19 protein-coding genes are annotated in these 18808 nt (G+C 64.5%); 10 read left to right on the top strand and 9 right to left on the bottom strand.

Annotated features, from left to right (window positions below; genetic code table 11):
* The first annotated feature begins 75 nt into the window (after positions 1–75).
* The 7 genes from PSV26_RS09405 (at position 76) to nagZ (ending at position 5674) form a co-directional block, all read left to right on the top strand.
* The gene (locus PSV26_RS09405) at positions 76–417 is read left to right on the top strand and encodes a DUF4845 domain-containing protein (RefSeq protein WP_300570046.1); all 342 of its coding nucleotides are present in this window, start codon (positions 76–78) and stop codon (positions 415–417) included.
* Positions 418–1116 carry a ribonuclease III gene (rnc, locus tag PSV26_RS09400; RefSeq protein WP_300570043.1) on the top strand — a complete coding sequence of 233 codons (699 nt, stop codon included), beginning with the start codon at positions 418–420 and terminating at the stop codon, positions 1114–1116.
* Positions 1117–1307: 191 nt separating this feature from the next.
* Entirely contained in the window at positions 1308–2237 is a 930-nt protein-coding gene (gene era / locus PSV26_RS09395; RefSeq protein ID WP_300570102.1) for a GTPase Era, read from the top strand.
* 151 nt (positions 2238–2388) lie between these two features.
* Entirely contained in the window at positions 2389–3138 is a 750-nt protein-coding gene (recO, locus tag PSV26_RS09390; RefSeq protein WP_300515148.1) for a DNA repair protein RecO, read from the top strand.
* A 16-nt stretch (positions 3139–3154) separates the two neighbouring features.
* On the top strand, positions 3155–3949 hold the full coding sequence (locus PSV26_RS09385) for a pyridoxine 5'-phosphate synthase (protein WP_300514783.1): 795 nt from the start codon (positions 3155–3157) through the stop codon (positions 3947–3949).
* 133 nt (positions 3950–4082) lie between these two features.
* The gene (gene acpS, locus PSV26_RS09380; protein ID WP_300515150.1) at positions 4083–4481 is read left to right on the top strand and encodes a holo-ACP synthase; all 399 of its coding nucleotides are present in this window, start codon (positions 4083–4085) and stop codon (positions 4479–4481) included.
* 56 nt (positions 4482–4537) lie between these two features.
* Positions 4538–5674 (top strand): beta-N-acetylhexosaminidase, encoded by a 1137-nt coding sequence (nagZ, locus tag PSV26_RS09375; RefSeq protein WP_300570040.1) that lies wholly within the window; start codon positions 4538–4540, stop codon positions 5672–5674.
* 88 nt (positions 5675–5762) lie between these two features.
* Here the strand turns inward: nagZ and PSV26_RS09370 are convergent, their stop codons facing one another.
* Complete coding sequence (locus tag PSV26_RS09370) at positions 5763–6272, bottom strand: YgjP-like metallopeptidase domain-containing protein (protein ID WP_300514789.1); 510 nt, start codon at positions 6270–6272, stop codon at positions 5763–5765.
* Positions 6273–6358: 86 nt separating this feature from the next.
* On the opposite strand from PSV26_RS09370, the gene PSV26_RS09365 reads away from it, so the two are divergent.
* The 3 genes from PSV26_RS09365 (at position 6359) to PSV26_RS09355 (ending at position 8722) form a co-directional block, all read left to right on the top strand.
* Positions 6359–7579, top strand: coding sequence for a patatin-like phospholipase family protein (locus tag PSV26_RS09365; protein ID WP_300570038.1), 1221 nt, complete (start codon positions 6359–6361; stop codon positions 7577–7579).
* A gap of 284 nt (positions 7580–7863) precedes the next feature.
* Positions 7864–8277 carry a VOC family protein gene (locus tag PSV26_RS09360; protein ID WP_300515152.1) on the top strand — a complete coding sequence of 138 codons (414 nt, stop codon included), beginning with the start codon at positions 7864–7866 and terminating at the stop codon, positions 8275–8277.
* Positions 8278–8296: 19 nt separating this feature from the next.
* On the top strand, positions 8297–8722 hold the full coding sequence (locus PSV26_RS09355) for a signal peptide prediction (RefSeq protein WP_300570036.1): 426 nt from the start codon (positions 8297–8299) through the stop codon (positions 8720–8722).
* Positions 8723–8765: 43 nt separating this feature from the next.
* On the opposite strand, the gene lysS is transcribed toward PSV26_RS09355, so the two are convergent.
* The 8 genes from lysS to PSV26_RS09315 all read right to left on the bottom strand — a co-directional run bounded on the left by lysS (position 8766) and on the right by PSV26_RS09315 (position 18631).
* Complete coding sequence (lysS, locus tag PSV26_RS09350; protein ID WP_300570033.1) at positions 8766–10319, bottom strand: lysine--tRNA ligase; 1554 nt, start codon at positions 10317–10319, stop codon at positions 8766–8768.
* 136 nt (positions 10320–10455) lie between these two features.
* Positions 10456–11112 carry an LON peptidase substrate-binding domain-containing protein gene (locus tag PSV26_RS09345; RefSeq protein ID WP_300514799.1) on the bottom strand — a complete coding sequence of 219 codons (657 nt, stop codon included), beginning with the start codon at positions 11110–11112 and terminating at the stop codon, positions 10456–10458.
* Between the two features lie 247 nt (positions 11113–11359).
* Positions 11360–12232 carry an acetyl-CoA carboxylase, carboxyltransferase subunit beta gene (gene accD / locus PSV26_RS09340; protein WP_096669400.1) on the bottom strand — a complete coding sequence of 291 codons (873 nt, stop codon included), beginning with the start codon at positions 12230–12232 and terminating at the stop codon, positions 11360–11362.
* Between the two features lie 82 nt (positions 12233–12314).
* Positions 12315–13148, bottom strand: coding sequence for a tryptophan synthase subunit alpha (gene trpA / locus PSV26_RS09335; RefSeq protein WP_300514804.1), 834 nt, complete (start codon positions 13146–13148; stop codon positions 12315–12317).
* Positions 13145–14413, bottom strand: coding sequence for a tryptophan synthase subunit beta (gene trpB / locus PSV26_RS09330; RefSeq protein WP_300514807.1), 1269 nt, complete (start codon positions 14411–14413; stop codon positions 13145–13147). Before trpB ends, trpA begins: the two co-directional genes overlap by 4 nt.
* On the bottom strand, positions 14391–15107 hold the full coding sequence (locus PSV26_RS09325) for a phosphoribosylanthranilate isomerase (RefSeq protein WP_300570099.1): 717 nt from the start codon (positions 15105–15107) through the stop codon (positions 14391–14393). The genes trpB and PSV26_RS09325 overlap by 23 nt, the downstream gene beginning before the upstream one ends.
* Positions 15108–15109: 2 nt before the next feature.
* A complete protein-coding gene (gene truA, locus PSV26_RS09320) occupies positions 15110–15892 on the bottom strand; it encodes a tRNA pseudouridine(38-40) synthase TruA (protein WP_300514810.1) in 783 nt (260 codons plus the stop codon).
* 30 nt (positions 15893–15922) lie between these two features.
* Entirely contained in the window at positions 15923–18631 is a 2709-nt protein-coding gene (locus PSV26_RS09315; RefSeq protein ID WP_300570031.1) for a FimV/HubP family polar landmark protein, read from the bottom strand.
* Between the last annotated feature and the right edge of the window lie 177 nt (positions 18632–18808).

The raw sequence follows: 18808 nt of genomic DNA, 5'->3' as shown, positions 1-18808 counted from the left end.
AGCCGGGCCGGCCTTGACGGCGCAGGGGCAGGGCGGGACATGGGGCGCAACTAACAACAGCTGGGGAAACACATGATGAAAAATCGGCAACGTGGCATTTCGTTCATTGGCATCCTGTTCGTGGGCGGCGTGCTGGCTTTCGCGGGCGTGATCGCAGCCCAGGTGTTTCCCACCCTGGTCGAATTCCAGGCCATCACCAAGGCGGCCAGCAAGGCGGCCGAGGGCAGTACGGTGCCCGAAGTACGCGCGATTTTCGACAAGGCGGCCGCCATTGACGACATCAAGTCGATCAGCGGCAAGGACCTCGAGGTCGGAAAAAACGGCGACAAGGTGACGGTCAGTTTTGCCTACAACCGGGAAATCCACATTGGCGGGCCGGCTTACCTGCTGCTCAAGTACACCGGCCGCTCCAAGTAAGTGCGTGCCAGTCCAACCTTGAGCCCGGACCTGCAGGCGCTGCAAACGCGCCTGGAGCACGAATTCTCCAATCCACGCCTGCTGCAGCAGGCGCTGACCCACCGCAGCTTTTCAGCCGACCACAACGAGCGCGTCGAGTTTCTGGGCGACTCCGTGCTCAACCTGGCGGTGGCCGGTTTGCTGTACGAGCGGCTGAGCGAGTTGCCCGAGGGCGACTTGTCGCGGGTGCGCGCCAACCTGGTCAAGCAGGACACGCTGCACAAGCTGGCGGTGCAGCTGGGCCTGCCGCTGTTGATACGCCTTGGCGAGGGCGAGGCCAAGTCGGGCGGGCAGAAGCGGCCATCGATTCTGGCCGATGCGCTGGAAGCGGTCATTGGCGCCGTGTTCCTGGATGCCGGTTTCGACAAGGCCGATCGCCTGGTGCGCCGGCTGTTCCAGGACGTTGAAATCAACCCGACCATGCAGGCCATCGGCAAGGACCCGAAGACGGAGTTGCAGGAATGGCTGCAGGGCCGCAAAATGAACCTGCCGATCTACCGCGTGGTTGGAACGCTGGGCGCAGCCCACAAGCAGACCTTTGACGTGGAATGTGAAATCAGCGAGTTTGGCCGTGCGGAACGCGGCATTGGCGGCTCGCGGCGTGCCGGCGAGCAGGCCGCTGCCGCCGCGATGCTGGCTTACGTAAAAACGCTTCCTTGACTTGAAACCGGCGCTGCAAGCGCAGCCGCCAACAGGCGACCCTCATGACCCCCGCAAAAAAAACTCCCTCCAAGCCGGCACGCCCGGCAGCGCCTGCCGGCACGACCAAAGCCCCCACCAAGGCCAGGGCTGCGCCTGCTGTTGAGCCGGCAGAAGCCATCGTGCCGGCGCAGGATGCCGCCCTGGAAGCCATGCTGGCCAAAGCCATGACCTCGCAGGCCAACAACGCGCCGCCGGTTGACGGTCAGCGCTGCGGCCTGATCGCCATCGTCGGCAAGCCCAATGTGGGCAAGTCGACTTTGCTCAACGCGCTGGTGGGGCAGAAAATCAGCATCACCTCGCGCAAGGCGCAAACCACGCGGCACCGCATCACCGGCATGCGCACGCTGGGCGCCACTCAGTATGTGTTTGTCGACACCCCGGGTTTCCAGACCCGCCACGGCAATGCCCTGAACCGCTCGCTCAACAAGACGGTGGTGGGCGCCGTCAACGACGTGGACCTGATTGTGTTCGTCGTCGAGGCCGGCCAGTTCAACCAGGCCGATGCCAAGGTGCTGTCGCTGCTGCCGGCGAACACGCCGGCGATCCTGCTGGCCAACAAGTTCGACCTGATCCACCGCCGCGCGGACATCGCGCCCTGGCTCAAGGAAATGCAGGAGCGGCACAACTTTGCCGAGTTCGTGCCGATGTCGGCCAACAACGCCAAGGATGTCGAGCGCCTGTTCGGCATCTGCGAGAAGTACCTGCCCCCGCAGCCCTGGATGTACGGTGCCGAGGAGCTGACCGACCGCAGCGAGCGTTTCATGGCGGCCGAGATCATCCGCGAAAAGCTGTTCCGCCTGACCGGCGACGAGCTGCCCTACACCTCGACGGTGATCATCGACAAGTTCGAGCAGGAGGGCGAACTGCGCCGGATCGCCGCCACCATTGTTGTCGAACGCGACGGCCACAAGGGCATGATCATTGGCGAGAAGGGTGAAAAGCTCAAGCGCATCGGCACCGAAGCCCGGCACGAACTCGAAGCCCTGACCGGCGGCAAGGTGTTCCTGGAGATCTGGGTCAAGGTGCGCTCGGGATGGGCGGACGATGAAGCCAGGGTCAGAACGTTTGGCTACGAGTGATGCCCCCACGGTCGCTCACTGCGTGTAGCTCCCTGCCCCCCGAGGGGGCCGCTGCGCCTGCGGCCCGGCGAAGCCGGTTCCGCGGCCCCTGCTGGTTTGAGACCAAGACAGTGGCTCTCGTTGACACTCATTCCCTCGTCTGACCTTCACCTTGGCTACTAAACGCATCAGCGACGAGCCGGCCTATGTCCTGCACCGCTACGACTGGAGCGAGTCCAGCCTGATTCTGGAAGTGTTCACCCGCAGCTACGGCCGCATTGCGCTGGTGGCGCGCGGCGCGAAGAAACCGAGCTCGAACTTCCGTCCCATTCTGTTGCCGCTGCAGCCGCTGCACGTCGCTTTCGGCGGCGACGCCGAGATCCGCATGTTGCGCAGCGCCGAGTGGCAGGGCGGCCATGTCATGCCGACCGGCGACGCCCTGCTGTCGGGGTATTACCTCAACGAACTGCTGATGCGCCTGCTGGCGCGCGACGACCCGCACCCGGTGCTGTTCGACGCCTATGCCGCCACCGTGCAGTTGCTGGCCAGCCAGACCATTGACACGCTGGAGGTGGCCTTGCGCGCGTTCGAGTTGCGCCTGCTGCAGGGCATTGGCCTGCTGCCGGCGCTGGACGCCCAGACCGCCACGCTGGCGCCCCTGGAGCCGCAGACACCCTATGTGCTGGTGGCCGAAGCCGGCCTGCGCGAGGCGCATGACGACGACCGCGCCAGCCTGCTGGGCGGGCAATGGCAGGATCTGCAGGACACCCTCAAGGACGATGCACCGTTTACCGACACGGTGCAGGCCTGTGTGAACCATTTGCCGGCACTCAAAACCCAGCTGCGGTCCCTGCTGCACTACCATTGCGATGTGAAGGTTTTCAAAACCCGGCAGATGATGATCGATCTGCAGGCTTTCTAAGGGATCAACGCCCACCATGGCTCCTGTACACGCCCCCGCTCTCCGCCACCGCACCGCCCTGTCGGTCAACGTCAACAAGGTCGCCTTGCTGCGCAACACCCGCCACCTGGGCATCCCCGACGTGCTGCGGGCGGCGCAGCTGTGCCTGGAGGCGGGCGCCCAGGGCATCACCGTGCATCCGCGTCCCGACGAGCGGCATATCCGCAGCGACGACGTTTACGAGCTGGCGGCGCTCATGAAGGACTGGCCCGACCGCGAGTTCAATGTCGAGGGCAACCCGCTGCAGAACCTGATGGAGTTTGTGCGCAACCTGTCGGCGCGCGGCCTGCCGCTGCACCAATGCACCTTTGTGCCCGACAGCGAAGGCCAGTTCACCAGCGACCACGGCTGGAGCTTTCCCCAGGATGCGGCCCGTTTGAAACCTCTGATTGAAGAAGCCCATCACCGGGGCGTGCGCGTCAGCCTGTTCATGGACCCGCTACCCGAAGCCATGGCGGCCGCCCAGGCCGTCGGCGCGGACCGGGTGGAGCTGTACACCGAGACCTATGCGCGGGCCTGGGGCACGCCCGAACAAGAAAAGGCTTTGCAGCCGTTTGTCCTTGCGGGACGGGCGGCGGCAGCTATCAAATTGGGAGTGAACGCCGGCCACGACCTGAACCGCGACAACCTCACCGGGTTCCTGCAGGCGGTGCCCGGCGTGCTCGAGGTGTCGATTGGCCACGCGCTGATTGCCGACGCGCTGGAGCTGGGCTACAGCGCCACGGTCGCCGCTTACCTGCGCTGCATTGACAACGCGTTCCCCGTCGCCTGATGGGCACGTTGTTGCAACTTCCTCTCTTTGCCAGCCGGGGCCGCGGGTCCGGCTTCGCCGGCCCGCAGACGCAGCGGCCCCTCCGGGGGGCAGGGAGCGACACGCAGTGCGCGACCGTGGGGGCCACATTCTGATGATTTACGGCATAGGCACCGACATCTGCGACGTGCGCCGCGTCCGCGCCAGCTTTGAGCGGCATGGCGAGCGTTTTGCGCAGAAGATCCTCAGCGACGCCGAGTTCGCCACCTGGCAAGCCCGTAGCGCACGCTGGCCCGAGCGCGGCCTGCGTTACCTGGCCACGCGCTTTTCCGCCAAGGAAGCGTTCAGCAAGGCCGTCGGCATGGGCATGCGTCTGCCCATGACCTGGCGCCACTGCGAAATCGCCAAGGCCGCCAGCGGCAAGCCCGAGATCGTGTTGCACGGCGCGCTCAAGGAATGGTTCGAGGCGCGCGGCCTGACCGCCCACGTCAGCGTGACCGACGAAACCGACTACGCCGCCAGTTTTGTGGTTGTAGAGAAAAACCCGTCATAGCCCAAGCTGTACGTACGCGAGCAGCTATTAAATTCATAGTCAATCAGAGATTCCTCATGAGCCAACACGCCCCCCTGATCATCGACATTGCCGGCCTGACCCTCAGCAAAACCGACAAACGCCGTCTCAAACATCCGCTGACGGGCGGCATCATCCTGTTTGCCCGCAACTGGGACAACCGCGCGCAGCTCACGGCGCTGTGCGCCGAGATCAAGAAAATCCGCAAGGACCTGCTGATCTGCGTGGACCACGAAGGCGGCCGCGTGCAGCGCTTCAAGACCGACGGCTTCACCCACCTGCCGCCCATGCGTGCGCTGGGCGAGTTGTGGCTGAAAGACGCGATGGCGGCGACCAATGCCGCCACGGCCTGCGGCTACGTGCTGGGCGCCGAGCTGCGCGCCTGCGGCGTGGACTTCAGCTTCACGCCGGTGCTGGACCTGGACTTTACGGATGAGGCCCCCACGCAGGCACAAGTGCCTGCTGCCCCCCGGGGGGGCGTGGTCAGCTTGGGGCGGCCCGGCGCTTCCCGAAGCAGCGTCATCGGCGACCGCGCCTTTGCGCGCGACCCGCGTGTGGTCGGGCTGCTGGCCAAAAGCCTGATGCACGGCCTGCTGCAAAGCGGCATGGCCAACTGCGGCAAACACTTTCCTGGCCATGGTTTTGTCAAGGCCGATTCGCACACCGACATCCCGGTCGACAGGCGCAGCCTGAAAGCCATCCTGGCGGACGACGCGGCCCCTTACGAGTGGCTCAACACCACGCTGACCAGCGTGATGCCGGCCCATGTGATTTACCCCAAGGTCGATGCGCGCCCGGCCGGTTTTTCCGAGAAGTGGCTGACCTACATCCTGCGCGGCCAGCTCGGTTTTGGCGGCGCCATTTTCAGCGACGACCTCAGCATGGCCGGTGCCCGCCTGCTCGACGGCAAGCAGGTCAGCTACACCGAAGCGGCGATGGCCGCGCTCAACGCCGGCTGCGACATGGTGCTGCTGTGCAACCAGTCGATGGGCGAGGGCCAGGAGGTGGACGAGCTGCTCGACGGCTTGACCCAGGGCCAGCTCCGGCAGCAGTGGGAGCCGCTGGAAGCCAGCGAAGGGCGCCGTCTGGACCTGCTGCCCACCACGCCTGCCATCGACTGGGACGCGCTGATGCTGCACCCGGCCTACATGCACGCGCTGGGGCTGGTTCCCTGAGTTTCTTTGAGCCTTTTCGTGCGCCGGCCCAAATGGGGCATGCGCAGACAGCTCTCAAATAGATAGCAAACAGCGCCTGCTCAGCGGTTCAGCGAGTCACCGGCCACGGCGCTTGCCCGCCGGCGGCCATGTGGGTCAGGTACAGGCGCAGGTCCAGCTCGAACTGGTGGTAGTCCGGCTCCATGTAGGTGCAGAGCTGGTAAAACGCCTTGTCGTGCGCCTTTTCCTTCAGGTGCGCCAGCTCGTGCACCGTGATCATGCGCAAAAACTCGATCGGCACCTCCTTGAACAGGCTGGCCACGCGGATCTCGCGCTTGGACTTGAGCTTGCTGCCCTGCACACGCGATACCGTGGTGTGGGTGCCCAGCGCATGGGCAATCACCTGCAGCTTGCTGTCAAACGCCACCTTGCTCAAAGCGTCGGCATTGCGCAGAAAACTGTTCTTGATGTCGATGACGTAGTCGTACAGCGCCTTGTCAGTGCGTATCTCGTGCGCGCTGCGGTATTTTTTCAGCAGCATGGCGCCCAGCCGGTCTTGCGCGACCAGGTCACGCACCTGGCTCTGCAGGGTGTCGGGGTAACCCGTCAGGTAGTTCATGGGAGTCGGTGGTGGCGGAAGGGGCGGGTGGAGCGCGGGGGCAGGGCCTATTTTAGTTCGTGCCTGTTTCTTGCTAAGCTCACCGCATGAACCTGCCCGCCGCACCAGAATCTGCCGCGCCGCCAGACCCGCACACGCCGCGCATCAACCTGGCGCTGCAGGGCGGTGGCTCGCACGGGGCTTTCACCTGGGGCGTGCTCGACGCCCTGCTGGACGACGGGCGCATGGCCTTCGAAGGCATCAGCGGCACCAGCGCCGGCGCCATGAACGCGGTGGCGCTGGCCCACGGCTTTGCCCGGTCTGAAGGCAAACCCCGCGCCGCGCGGCACGACGCGGCGCGTGAAGCGCTGGACAGCTTCTGGAACGGCATTGTCGACATGGGCGCGCTGTCGTCCTCGCTCTCGCAATCGGTCAGCAAGATGCAGCAGGCGCCGTTCGGCATCCTGTTCGGGCTGATGGGCGGCGGCAACTGGTCCAGCAAGCTGTGGACCGATGCCATGACACGTTACTGGTCGAACGCCCTCTCGCCCTACCAGCGCAACCCCTTCGACATCAACCCGCTGAAAGACTTTCTGGAAAAGCAGGTGGACTTTGAACGCCTGGCGGCGGCGGCCAGCCCGGACACCCCCCAGGTGTTTGTGGTGGCCACGCGCGTGAGCAGCGGCAAGGCCGAGGTGTTTTGCGGCAAGCGGCTGACGGCCAGCGCGGTGATGGCCTCGGCCTGCCTGCCCATGGTGTTTCAGGCGGTGGAAATTGACGGCGACCATTTCTGGGACGGCGGTTATTCGGGCAACCCGGCGATTCACCCGCTGATCTACCGCTGCGAGAGCCGCGACATCGTGCTGGTGCAAATCAACCCGATCCAGCGCGCCGAGCTGCCCACCAAACCCGGCGAGATCATGGACCGCATGACCGAAATCACCTTCAACGCCGCGCTGATTGCCGAAATGCGCGCGGTCGATTTCGTCAAGCGCCTGCTCGCCGAAGGCAAGCTGGACCCCGCGCATTACAAAGACGTGCTGATGCACCGCATCGACGGCGGCCAGGCGCTGGAAAAATTCACCGCCGCCAGCAAGTCATCCACAGACAAGAGCCTGATTCACTCCCTGCGCGACCTGGGCATCGTCTGCGGCAAAGAGTGGCTGGCCAAACGCTTCGCCGCCCTCGGCGTCAAAAGCACCGTCAACATCGCCCGCGATTATCTCGACGACCTGCGCATGCCGGTGGAAAAAGCCGAGCCCGCGCAGAGCGAGCCGCCGCCGCCCGAACCACCGCCGGTTTTTCTGCCCGGGGCCGGGTTGCTGTAGAGCTTTGATGGGAGTGGTTGCTATCGGTTTGATAGCTGGTAGCGTTCGTCCCGCTTGGGCATTTCGCCAATTTTGTGCTTAAACGGCTATGCGCAGCGGAAATAGGCGAGACTGTCTCGCCGGGGCCGCACGGGTAGCTGAAAACCCGACCTCAGACGTGCACGAAGACCGCCGGATCACGGCTTCTCTAAAGCCTCGTTAGGACTTTTGCGCAAAATGCTGTACGTCTATACAGTACAATGATCTGGCTAATCCACATCGAATCAACCTCAGAGGACGCCATCATGCTCGACCACATGACTTTCCGCGTGACCGATATTTCGCGTGCCAAAACTTTTTATAGCGCTGTCCTTGAGCCGCTTGGCTACAGCGTGTGCTTTGAAGGCAACTTCGGCGCGAACATCGTAGGGTTCGCCTATCCAGACTCATCCGAGCCTGATGGAAAAAAGGCCGATGTTTGGTTCATCGATGGCCCCTCGCCATACGGCGGCCCACCAGCTACCTCAGGCTGTCATCTTGCATGGCGGGCAAAAAATCGCGCCCAAGTGGATGCCTTTTACCAGGCTGCAATCGCCGCTGGCGCAAAAGACAATGGCGCCCCCGGTCTGCGGCCGGACTATCACGCGAACTACTACGGAGCATTTGTTATTGATCCAGAGGGCAATAACATTGAAGCCGTCAGCCATCTGCCCGAGTAAGCAACATCCAGCCACCCTCATGAAGCGCTGGCTTGAAATCGTCAGGTTGCTGTGGGCTTCGCCCTGCTCGGCGATCGGCCTCGTGCTTGCCTGCATTCCCTTGCTGGCGGGTGGTCGGGCCAAGTGGTCATCCGGAGCGCTGGAGGTGACCTACCGCGAAAGCCGGGCGGGTTGCGGCAAGCTGGCGGGCAAGCTTCCGTTTCGCGGCATCGTCTTCGGCCATGTCATCCTGGCCGTGACGCGTGAGGAACTGCGAATTATCGGTACGCATGAGCGTGTTCATGTTCAGCAGTACGGGCGTTGGGGGCCGCTGTTCTTTTTTGCGTACTGCGCGTCAAGCCTCTGGCAGCTCATGCGGGGCCGCGGCGCCTACTGGGACAACCATTTTGAGATTCAGGCCCGTGCTCTCAGCGCCCAGACGCATCCCCAGGAATGCAGCGCCTAGCCCAACGGCCTGCCTACCGCAGCTGTTCAGCCCAGCCCAAACCTCAAGCCTCGTGCCGCAACGCCGGAAACAGTATGACGTCGCGAATGCTGGCGCTGTCGGTCAGCAGCATCATCAGGCGGTCGATGCCGATGCCGCAGCCGCCGCTAGGGGGCATGCCGTATTCGAGGGCGCGCACATAGTCGGCGTCGTAGTGCATGGCTTCCTCGTCGCCGCCGTCCTTGGCGTCTGACTGGGCGAGAAAGCGTGCGGCCTGGTCTTCGGCGTCGTTGAGCTCGCTGAAGCCGTTGCCGAACTCGCGGCCGGTGATGTAGAGCTCAAAGCGCTCGGTCACCTCGGGCCGCGCGTCGTTGGCTCTAGCCAGCGGCGAGATCTCGGTCGGGTGTTCCATGATGAAGGTGGGCTGCCAGAGTTTTTCCTCGACCAGCTCTTCAAAATAAGTCACCTGCAGGCTGGGCAGCGAGCGGGCGTCGAGCCTGTCCTTGGCGCTGAACTTGCCGAGCTTCTTCAGGGCGGCCAGCAGCCAGGCGGCGTCGTCCACATGGGCGCCGGCGTCGGTGTGCTTGAGGATGGCTTCGCGGATCGTCAGGCGTTCAAACGGCTGGCCCAGGTCCACCGGCTTGCCCTGGTAGCTCAGCTGCGTGCCGCCGGTCACCCGGGTGGCGACATGGCGGATCAGGTCTTCGGTGAAGCTCATCAGGTCTTCGTAGTTCCACCAGGCGGCGTAGAACTCCATCATCGTGAACTCGGGGTTGTGCCGCACGCTGATGCCTTCGTTGCGAAAGCTCCGGTTGATCTCGAACACGCGCTCGAAGCCGCCGACGATCAGGCGCTTGAGGTAGAGCTCGGGCGCAATGCGCAAAAACATCTGCTGGTCGAGCGCGTTGTGGTGCGTGACAAAGGGCTTGGCATTGGCACCGCCCGGAATCGGGTGCAGCATGGGTGTTTCGACTTCGAGAAAATCGTTGTCGACCATGAAGTTGCGCATCGCCGAGACGGCCTTGCTGCGGGCGGCAAAACGCTTGCGCGCGGCTTCGTCGGTGATCAGGTCCACATAACGCTGGCGGTACTTGACCTCCTGGTCGGCCACGCCGTGGAACTTGTCGGGCAGCGGCCGCAGGCTTTTGGTGATCAGGCGGATGCTGGTGGCGTGAATCGACAGCTCGCCGGTTTTGGTCTTGAACAGTGTGCCGGTCGCGGCCACGATGTCGCCCAGGTCCCAGTGCTTGAAGGCGTTGTGAACCTCTTCACCCACGCCTTCGTTGTTGACGTACACCTGGATACGCCCGCCTGAAGGGCCGAAGGACGCGTCCTGCAGCGTGGCGAAACTGGCCTTGCCCATCACGCGCTTGAGCATCATGCGGCCGGCCACGCTGACGTTGACGGCCAGCGGCACCAGTTCTTCCTTGGTCTTGTCGTCGTACTGCGCAAACAGGGCCTCGGCCCGGTGTTCCGGCTTGACGTCGTTCGGGAAGGCGACACCCTTGCCATCGGCCTGGTGCTGGCGCATGACCTTGAGCTTTTCACGGCGCTCGGCCATGAGCTGGTTCTCGTCATGCGCGGGCGCGGCGGCGGGGCTGGTGTTGGTGTTGGACATGAAAAAAGGTTCTCGAAGAAAGAGGGCAGGCCGGGCGCACAGGGCGGCGGGCCGGAAAAACCGGCGCGACCGGGCAAAGTGCCAAACCCCTGATTTTAGGCTGCGTTGCCGCCTGCACCGGGGGGCGGCCTGGGGGCTACATCGCGATGCCGGTTTTTTCGAGGATGTCGCTGACCAGTTCGAGCCGGACCAGCGGGTTGTCCAGCTCCATCAGGCGCTGCTTGAGTTCCAGCGGCATGGGCAGCAGTTCGCACCAGCGGTTGGCCACCCAGCCGCAGTCGTCGAGCCGGTAGGGCGGCTCCAGCGGCATCTGGTCCGGCGGCACGCCGCGCTCCTGCAGGGTGCGGATCAGCTTGCCCAGCGCATTGGCCGTGCCGAGCAAGTCGTCGGGAACCGGGATGGTCTGGTCGTCGTCCAGCCGCGTCACGTCGGCGATCCACAGGCCGTGTTTGAGCTTCTCGCGGCTGGAAATCTCGAAACGCTGGGTGCCGGTGCAGCGAATGACCATCAGGCCCGGCTGCGGTACCGAAAAGCTGGTGATGGTGGTCAGGGTGCCGACGTTGTAGAAGGACTCGTTGGCAAAACCGTCGCCGCTGGGCCCGTCCCCGGGCTTGCGCACTTCGGAGCCCTGGGTCAGCGCCACCACGCCAAAGGGCGCGCCGGTTTTGTGGCATTTGCCGATCATGTCGAGGTAACGCACCTCGAAAATCCGCAGCGGCAGCAAACCGCCGGGGTAAAGCACCGTGCCCAGCGGGAAAAGCGGCAGCGAGGAGAGGGTGAGCACGTCAGACATCGATCAGGCGGGGGAATTTCCGGGAGGTACTATCTTCCCACGATCCTGTTTCCCCATGTGCGGGCTTTGGTGTCCGCCCGGATCTTCCTGTCAGGCGCTTCGCCCGTGGTCAGCCAGGCCTGGCACAGCCCGGGGCGTACAATCATGCATGATATAGCCCTCCAGCCCTTTGCAGCAGGGCGCTGGCAGCTATCAATTCAGGAGTGATGGCGGCTGGAACGGCGACCGTGGTCGGGGCGCCGCGACCTCAGGCGACGGCGTCGGCCGGCTGGCGCAGCAGCATGGCCAGTGAATTGGCCACGGTCTTGCGCAGTTCACGCCGGTCGCAGATGAAATCGACCGCGCCCTTGGTCTGCAGGAACTCGGCGCGCTGAAAGCCTTCGGGCAGGGTCACGCGCACCGTGGACTCGATGACACGCGGGCCGGCAAAACCGATCAGCGCTTTCGGTTCGGCAATCACGATGTCGCCGACAAACGCGAAGCCGGCACTGACCCCGCCCATGGTCGGGTCGGTCAGCACGCTGATGTAGGGCAGGCCTTTTTTGGCCAGCCGGGTCAGCGAGGCATTGGTCTTGGCCATCTGCATGAGGCTCAGCAGGCCCTCCTGCATGCGTGCACCGCCGGTGGCCGTGAAGCAGATGAAGGGCACTTTCTGCTCGATCGCGGCATGCACACCGCGCACGAAGCGTTCGCCGACCACGCTGCCCATGCTGCCGCCCATGAAGTCGAACTCGAAGCAGGCCACAACCACGCCGATGCTGTGCACCGCGCCGCCCATGACGATCAGCGCGTCGGTCTCGCCGGTGTTTTCCAGCGCCTCTTTCAGGCGTTCGGGGTATTTGCGGCTGTCCTTGAACTTGAGCGGGTCCACCGGCAGCACTTCCTGCCCCAGCTCATAACGGCCCTCGGGGTCCAGAAACGAGTCCAGCCGGGCCCGTGCGTCCATGCGGTGGTGGTGGCTGCACTGCGGGCAGACGTTCTGGTTTTTTTCCAGGTCGGTCTTGTAGAGCACGGCTTCACAGCTGGGGCATTTGACCCACAGCCCTTCGGGCACGCTGCGGCGCTCGGTCGGGTTGGTCGGGCTGATTTTCGGCGGGAGGAGTTTTTCTAGCCAAGACATGATGGGTCCTTCTGTCCTTGTGGGGTGGTGCCCCCGGGCGGCGCGGGCCGCTCGCAGGGGTCAAACCGGAAAAGAAAGGCGATTATGCGCTGTCTCCAGGCCCGCCCGGCGCGTCCAGCGCCTGGCGGATGCCAGCGAGGAAATCACGCACCAGCGGCACCACTTGCCCACGCGGCTGGTCGGTGATCAGCTGGATGATGCGACTGCCGATGACCACCGCGTCAGCCACCCGGCCGATGGCCTTGGCGGTGGCGGCGTCGCGGATGCCGAAGCCCACGCCCACCGGGATGCTGACGTGTTGGCGTATGCGCGGCAGCATGGCTTCCACCGCGCCCAGGTCCAGCGTGCCGGCACCGGTGACACCCTTGAGCGAGACGTAATAGACATAACCGCTGGCCACTTTGGCGATCTGCGCCATGCGTTCGTCGGTGCTGGTGGGGGCCAGCAGGAAGATCAGGTCCATGCCGTGGTCGCGCAAGGTGGCGGCGAAAACCACACACTCTTCGGGTGGGTAGTCCACCACCAGCACGCCGTCCACACCGGCCGCCGAGGCGTCGCGCACAAAGGCGTCCTTGCCGCGTTTGAGGTCATAGGCTTCGATCGGGTTGGCGTAACCCATCAGCACCACAGGGGTCTTGCTGTCTTTCTGGCGAAAGAGGCGAACCATCTCCAGCACCTGCGCCAGGCCAATGCCCATGGCGAGCGCCTGGTCACCGGCTTTCTGGATGACCGGGCCGTCGGCACTCGGGTCCGAGAAGGGCACACCCAGTTCAATCACGTCGGCGCCGCCGGCCACCATGCCGTGCATGAGCTCGGGCGTGATATCGGCAAACGGGTAACCGCCGGTGACGTAGGGAATCAGCGCCTTGCGGCCTTCGGCCTGCAGCGCGGCCAGGGTGGGCTGGATGCGGCTCATCGCAGCACCTCGACCACGCTGGCACCGCCTTTGACGCCCAGACCCTGGCATGACGGCCTGCAATAAAAATCTGCCTTCGACAGGTCGGCCACGGTGCCGATGTCCTTGTCGCCGCGCCCTGACAGGTTGACCAGGATGGACTGGTCGGCACGCATGGTTTTGGCGAGTTTCATGGCGTAGGCCACCGCGTGGCTGGACTCCAGGGCGGGAATGATGCCTTCGGTGCGGCACAGGTAGTGGAAGGCCGACAGCGCCTCGGCATCGGTGATGCCGACGTATTCGGCGCGGCCAATGTCCTTGAGAAAGGCATGTTCAGGGCCAACACCGGGGTAGTCCAGGCCGGCACTGATGCTGTGCGTCTCGGTGACCTGGCCGTCCTCGTTTTGCAGCACATAGGTGCGGTTGCCGTGCAACACCCCCGGTACGCCACGTTGCAGCGAGGCCGAGTGTTTGCCGCTGTCCATGCCTTCACCAGCGGCTTCCACGCCGATCAGCCTCGTGTTTTCATGCGAGATGTAGGGGTGAAAAATGCCCATGGCATTGCTGCCGCCACCGACGCAGGCAATCACCGCGTCGGGCTGCTTGCCGCCGGTCATCTCGGGCATCTGGGTCAGGCATTCCTCGCCGATCACGCTCTGGAAGTCGCGCACCATCATCGGGTAGGGGTGCGGGCCCGCCACTGTGCCGATGATGTAGAAGGTGTTGTCCACATTGGCGACCCAGTCGCGCATGGCTTCGTTGAGCGCGTCTTTGAGCGTCTTGCTGCCTGATTCGACCGGTACCACGGTGGCGCCCAGCAGCTTCATGCGGTAGACGTTGGGGCTCTGGCGCTTGACGTCTTCGCTGCCCATGTAAACCACACATTCAAGACCGTAACGCGCGCAGATGGTGGCTGTCGCCACGCCGTGCTGGCCGGCGCCGGTTTCGGCGATGATGCGCGGCTTGCCCATGCGCCGGGCCAGCATGGCCTGGCCGATGGTGTTGTTGATCTTGTGCGCGCCGGTGTGGTTGAGGTCTTCGCGTTTGAGGTAAATCTGCGCGCCGCCCTGCTCGCGGCTCATGCGGGCGGCATGGTAGATCGGGGAGGGGCGGCCGACGAAATGCTTGAGCTCGTAGTGAAACTCTGCAAGGAAAGCCGGGTCGTGCTGGTATTTCGCGTAAGCGGCCTTGAGTTCGTTGATCGCGTGGGTCAGCGTTTCGGAAACAAAACTGCCGCCGTAAATCCCGAAGTGGCCCGTCGGGTCAGGTTGCTGGTAGGTGTACATGATTCTTTGCAAGTATGTCGTCGGCAGCACGAACGGCTGCGACGAACTGATGGATCTTGTCGGCGCTTTTGATTCCCTTGAGGGTGGTCCCTCCGCTGGAAATCTCGACGCCCGAACTGACATCGACGGCCAGCGTCTTACAACGCGGCCGCACTTGCAAAATGCCATCGGTCACATTTGCAGGTGTGAGTCCACCAGACAAAACGAGGTGAGCGTTGACGCTTGGAGGAAGAAGTGACCAATTGAATGTTTTTCCGCCGCCCCCGAATCCGTCGACATGGGCGTCGAGCAGGATGGCCTGGGCGGCCTTGAAGTCCTGGACGTATTTTACGAGATCAAAGGCGGGGCCGCCATCTGCAGGGTTTTCATCCAGCGGGATGCGCGCCGCCCGCAGGAAGGGCCGCCCGGCCCGCAGGCAGTCTTCGGGCGTTTCATCACCATGAAATTGAAGCAAGGCCGTTGGTATGCGGGCGCAGGCAGCTATGATTTCAGGAGCATCCGCGTTGACGAAAAGCAGGACCGGCGTGACAAAAGGCGGCAGTCGGCGGGCCAGCTCGGCGGCGCGCTCAAGGCTTACGCTGCGCGGGCTGGGCGCGTACATGACAAAGCCCACGGCATCGGCGCCAGCCGCCACGGCGGCGTCCACATCCTCTTCGCGGGTGAGGCCGCAGATCTTGATACGGGTTCTGTACATGGTCATGGCAACCAATCATAAGCCGCTGTGCGTTCGGGCAGGCCATAACGGGCCTCGTAACGCGGACCCAGAAAATACAGACCGTCGGGCGAAAACGTGGGCGCGGCCACGTCACGTCGGCGCGCGTCGCGGACCTCGGCCATCCAGCCGGGCGGCTGCTGGCCCTGGCCGATGGTGACCAGGCAACCCATGATGTTGCGGATCATGTGGTGCAAAAAGGCATTGGCCTCGAACTCGAAACGCCAGTAGCCGGCGCGTTGGGAGACCTCGATGCGCGCAATGGTCTTGACCGGGGTTTTGGCCTGGCACTGGGCGGCGCGGAAGGACGAAAAATCGTGTTCGCCGACCAGGTGGGTGATGGCCTCGCGCATGGCCGCGCCGTCCAGGGGGCGATAGACCCAGCCGACGCGGCCGGCCTCGACACTGGGGCGCACCGGCGACTCCAGCAGCACGTAAGCGTAGCGACGGCTGATCGCGCTGCCGCGGCAATGAAACCCGTCGGGCACCTCACGCGCCCACTGCACGGCGATGTCGCGGGGCAGAAAAGCATTGGTGCCGCGCACCCAGGAGGGCAGCTCGCGCTGCAAGGGGGTGTCGAAATGAACCACCTGCATCAGGGCGTGAACCCCGGCGTCGGTGCGCCCGGCGCACAGGGTGCGCATGGGCCGGGCGGCAAACTTGCCGAGCGCCTTTTCGAGCCGGTCCTGCACCGTGTTGCCCGAGAGCTGGCTTTGCCAGCCCTCGTAAGCAGTGCCGTTGTAGCTCAGTCCCAGAGCGATCCTCACGGGCAGCCCTCAGGAGAAAGGTGCAAGGGGTCAGGCCAGGGCGTTAAGAAATGCCTGGGCCTTGCTCTTGAGCGAGCCACTCGATTGCGCCACCACTTCTTCGGCCAGCGAACGGGCGCCATCGACATCGCCAATCGCGCGGAACTCCTCGGCCAATGCAAACTTGGTTTCCAGCGGATCGTCACTTTCCACGGTCGGCGCGAGAGCGCTCGCGGCGGTGGTTTTCGGGCTTTCCGTGGCCGGGCCATCGAGATCGAGCGACAGGGCGCCCATATCGAACTCGAGCATGCCGCCAGAGGTGTCCAGGTTGCCGGCGCCGGTGTTCAGACTGCCGGCGCCGGTGTTCAGGGCGGCCGGTTCTGTGGCGAAGTTCAGGCTGTTGTCTGCTGCGGGCGGGGGATCGGCAGGTTTCGCTGGAGCGGGTGCCGCCGCAGGCATCACCAAGGTCGCGGAACTGAAGTCCAGGCTGTTGTCGGTGGGCGCGGCTGCGGCTGCCGGCATGGACAGGACGGGTTGGACCGGAGCCGCAGGGGCCGGTGCCACCGGTGCCGGCGGGGCAACGGCTACCGGCGCGTCAGGTTCGTCACCGAGCGAGAAATCAAGGTCCAGGTCGAAATCCACGGCAGCCGCCGCCGGTTCTGGCGCGGGACGGGCGGCCTGGGCCAGGGTTTGTCCAGCGGCCAATGCTGCGACGCTGGCGCCGGCAACAGCCATGCTGCTGGCGGCTGGAGACACGGGCTGTCCACCGGGTTGGTACATGGGGTTGGCAGGGTCCAGCTCACGGCCCATTTCAGCCATGTGTGCCCATTCAACGCCCTGGCCGCGGGTCAGGTTGTACGCTTCTGTCGCCACCATTTCAAAAGCCCTGGTGTCACGGCGTTTGGCATAAATCTCCATCAGCTTCGCATGGATGGCCACGCGTGTGGGGCTCACACGGATGGCTTCCTTGAGGATTTCCTCGGCTTGCAGATCACGCCCGTAAGCCAGGTAGACATCGGCTTCCGCCACAGGATCCACATCACCGGCGGCGTCAAGCTGGCTCGGTGAATAAACCATCGACGAGCCGGTAACGTTGGCCTCATTGGTGTCGATGCGCTGGCCGCCGCTGGCGCCGAAGAAGGAGTCGGGCTGCAGTCGGCTTTCGAGGAAGGAGCTGTCGACCGCGGCGGCATTTTTACGCTGGCGGGAGCGGTACACACCGAAGGCGGCCAGAAGCACCAGCAAGGCAGCGGCGCCGGCCAGCATCAGCGGGTTGTCAAGCAACTCGTCGATCAGGCTGGGTTCCGGAGGCGGGGGAGGAATCACGACCGGTTTTTTCACCGGCGCAGGAGCGCTTGCCGCCGGAACTGCTGCTGCCGGCACCGGTGCGGCGGCGCTGGCGCTGGCTGCGGGCGCTGCAGCCTCGTTGGCCGGGCTCGCCGCAGGCATGGCGACGGGTGCGGAAGCCGCTGGGGCTGCAGCAGGCAACGCGCCCGGTGCAGCGGATGCGGCTGCCGGCGTTGCCACGACCACCCCCGGCACGGTCGGGCTGGTGGCGGCGGGCGCCATGGGGGGCGTGGCAGGCGTCGCCGGTGCGGCTGGCGCTGCTGGCGAACTGGTCAGCTTGTTCAGGTCGCTGATGTTTTTCGACAGTTCGGCGACGCGGGCGGCCGCCTCCTTCGCCTGGCGGTCCTGCGCGATTTTTTCTTCGGCCGCTGCCTTGCTCTGGACCGCACCTTTGGAGAGCGTCAGCTTGTCGGGCGTTGCAGCGGCAGGCGCCTTGTCCTCGACTTTGGCCTGGACCTGGCCTGCGGCCTTGCGGTCTGCGCCGGCGACCTGGGTCGTCGGGGCGCCTTCAGCCAGCTTGCGGCGGAATTCGTTGAAGTCCTTGCTCTGGGCAACGATGGTTCGACTTGCTTCGGCGGCAGGAATGTATTCCGCCTGGTCGCCCGTCGGGACTTCGAGGACGGCGCCGGACTTGAGTCGGTTGACATTGCCACCGATGAAGGCATCGGGGTTGCTGCGCAGCAGTGCGACCAGCATCTGGTCCAGCGACACGCTGGCCGGTTTGGCCTGCGCCGCGATTTTTCCGGCCGTGTCGCCAGCTTTGACAACAATTTTCTGGCTGTCCGCAGAGGCTGTGCGCTCGGCGGGGGCGGGCTGTGGTGCGGGCGCCTTGGCCACCGGGGCGGGGCGGGACGGAGTCGGGCTGGGAGGGGCGGGCTGTGCCGGCGCGACGGACGGTCGCGGTGGCGCGGGCATGGAGGCCACGGGGGGCGGAGGGGCCGGTCGAGAAATGAGGGGCGCGGTCGGTGCCTGCATGGCCGGCGCTGCGGCCTGGCGCAGGTTCGGTGGATCAAACAGCATCGTGTAGTCACGCACGATGCGCCCGGATGCCCAGCGGGCTTCGAGGATCAGGTCGACAAAAGGTTCGCTGACGGGTCGGTCGCTGCTCAGGCGCAGGAAAGCCCGGCCATCGGCGCGGCGCTGCAGGCTGATCTGGACATTGGCAACGGCGGCGGTGTATTCCAGGCCGGCGGCCTTGAAGGCATCGGCATTGGCGACGCTGGTGCGCAGGGAGGCGGCTTCGTCGGCGCTGATTTCGACAATTTCGATTTCTGCACGGAGAGGTTCTCCCAAGGCAGACTGGACGATGACCCGGCCCAGCCCCAGAGCATGTGCCGGCAAGGTGGCGATGCTGCCCAAAACGGCCATGGCAGCCGCCACGGCTCCCATGCGCCAACGGACGGGTTGATTCATGGGAATTGGGGCCTCCGGTGCCCGGGTTGCATTAAATTTTATTCTGCTGGTCCGCACAAAAACCTCAACGCTAATTTTCGACAAAACAACATTAACATCAAGGCATTAGGCTGACAAGCTAAGACAGCACTTAAGTTTTGACACCCCGGGTTAGCATCAACTTACAACTTCCAGATG

This window comes from Polaromonas sp. (assembly GCF_029945685.1).
In the GTDB taxonomy this organism is placed as follows: domain Bacteria; phylum Pseudomonadota; class Gammaproteobacteria; order Burkholderiales; family Burkholderiaceae_C; genus Polaromonas.
This window is presented reverse-complemented; position numbering and strand designations above follow the sequence as displayed.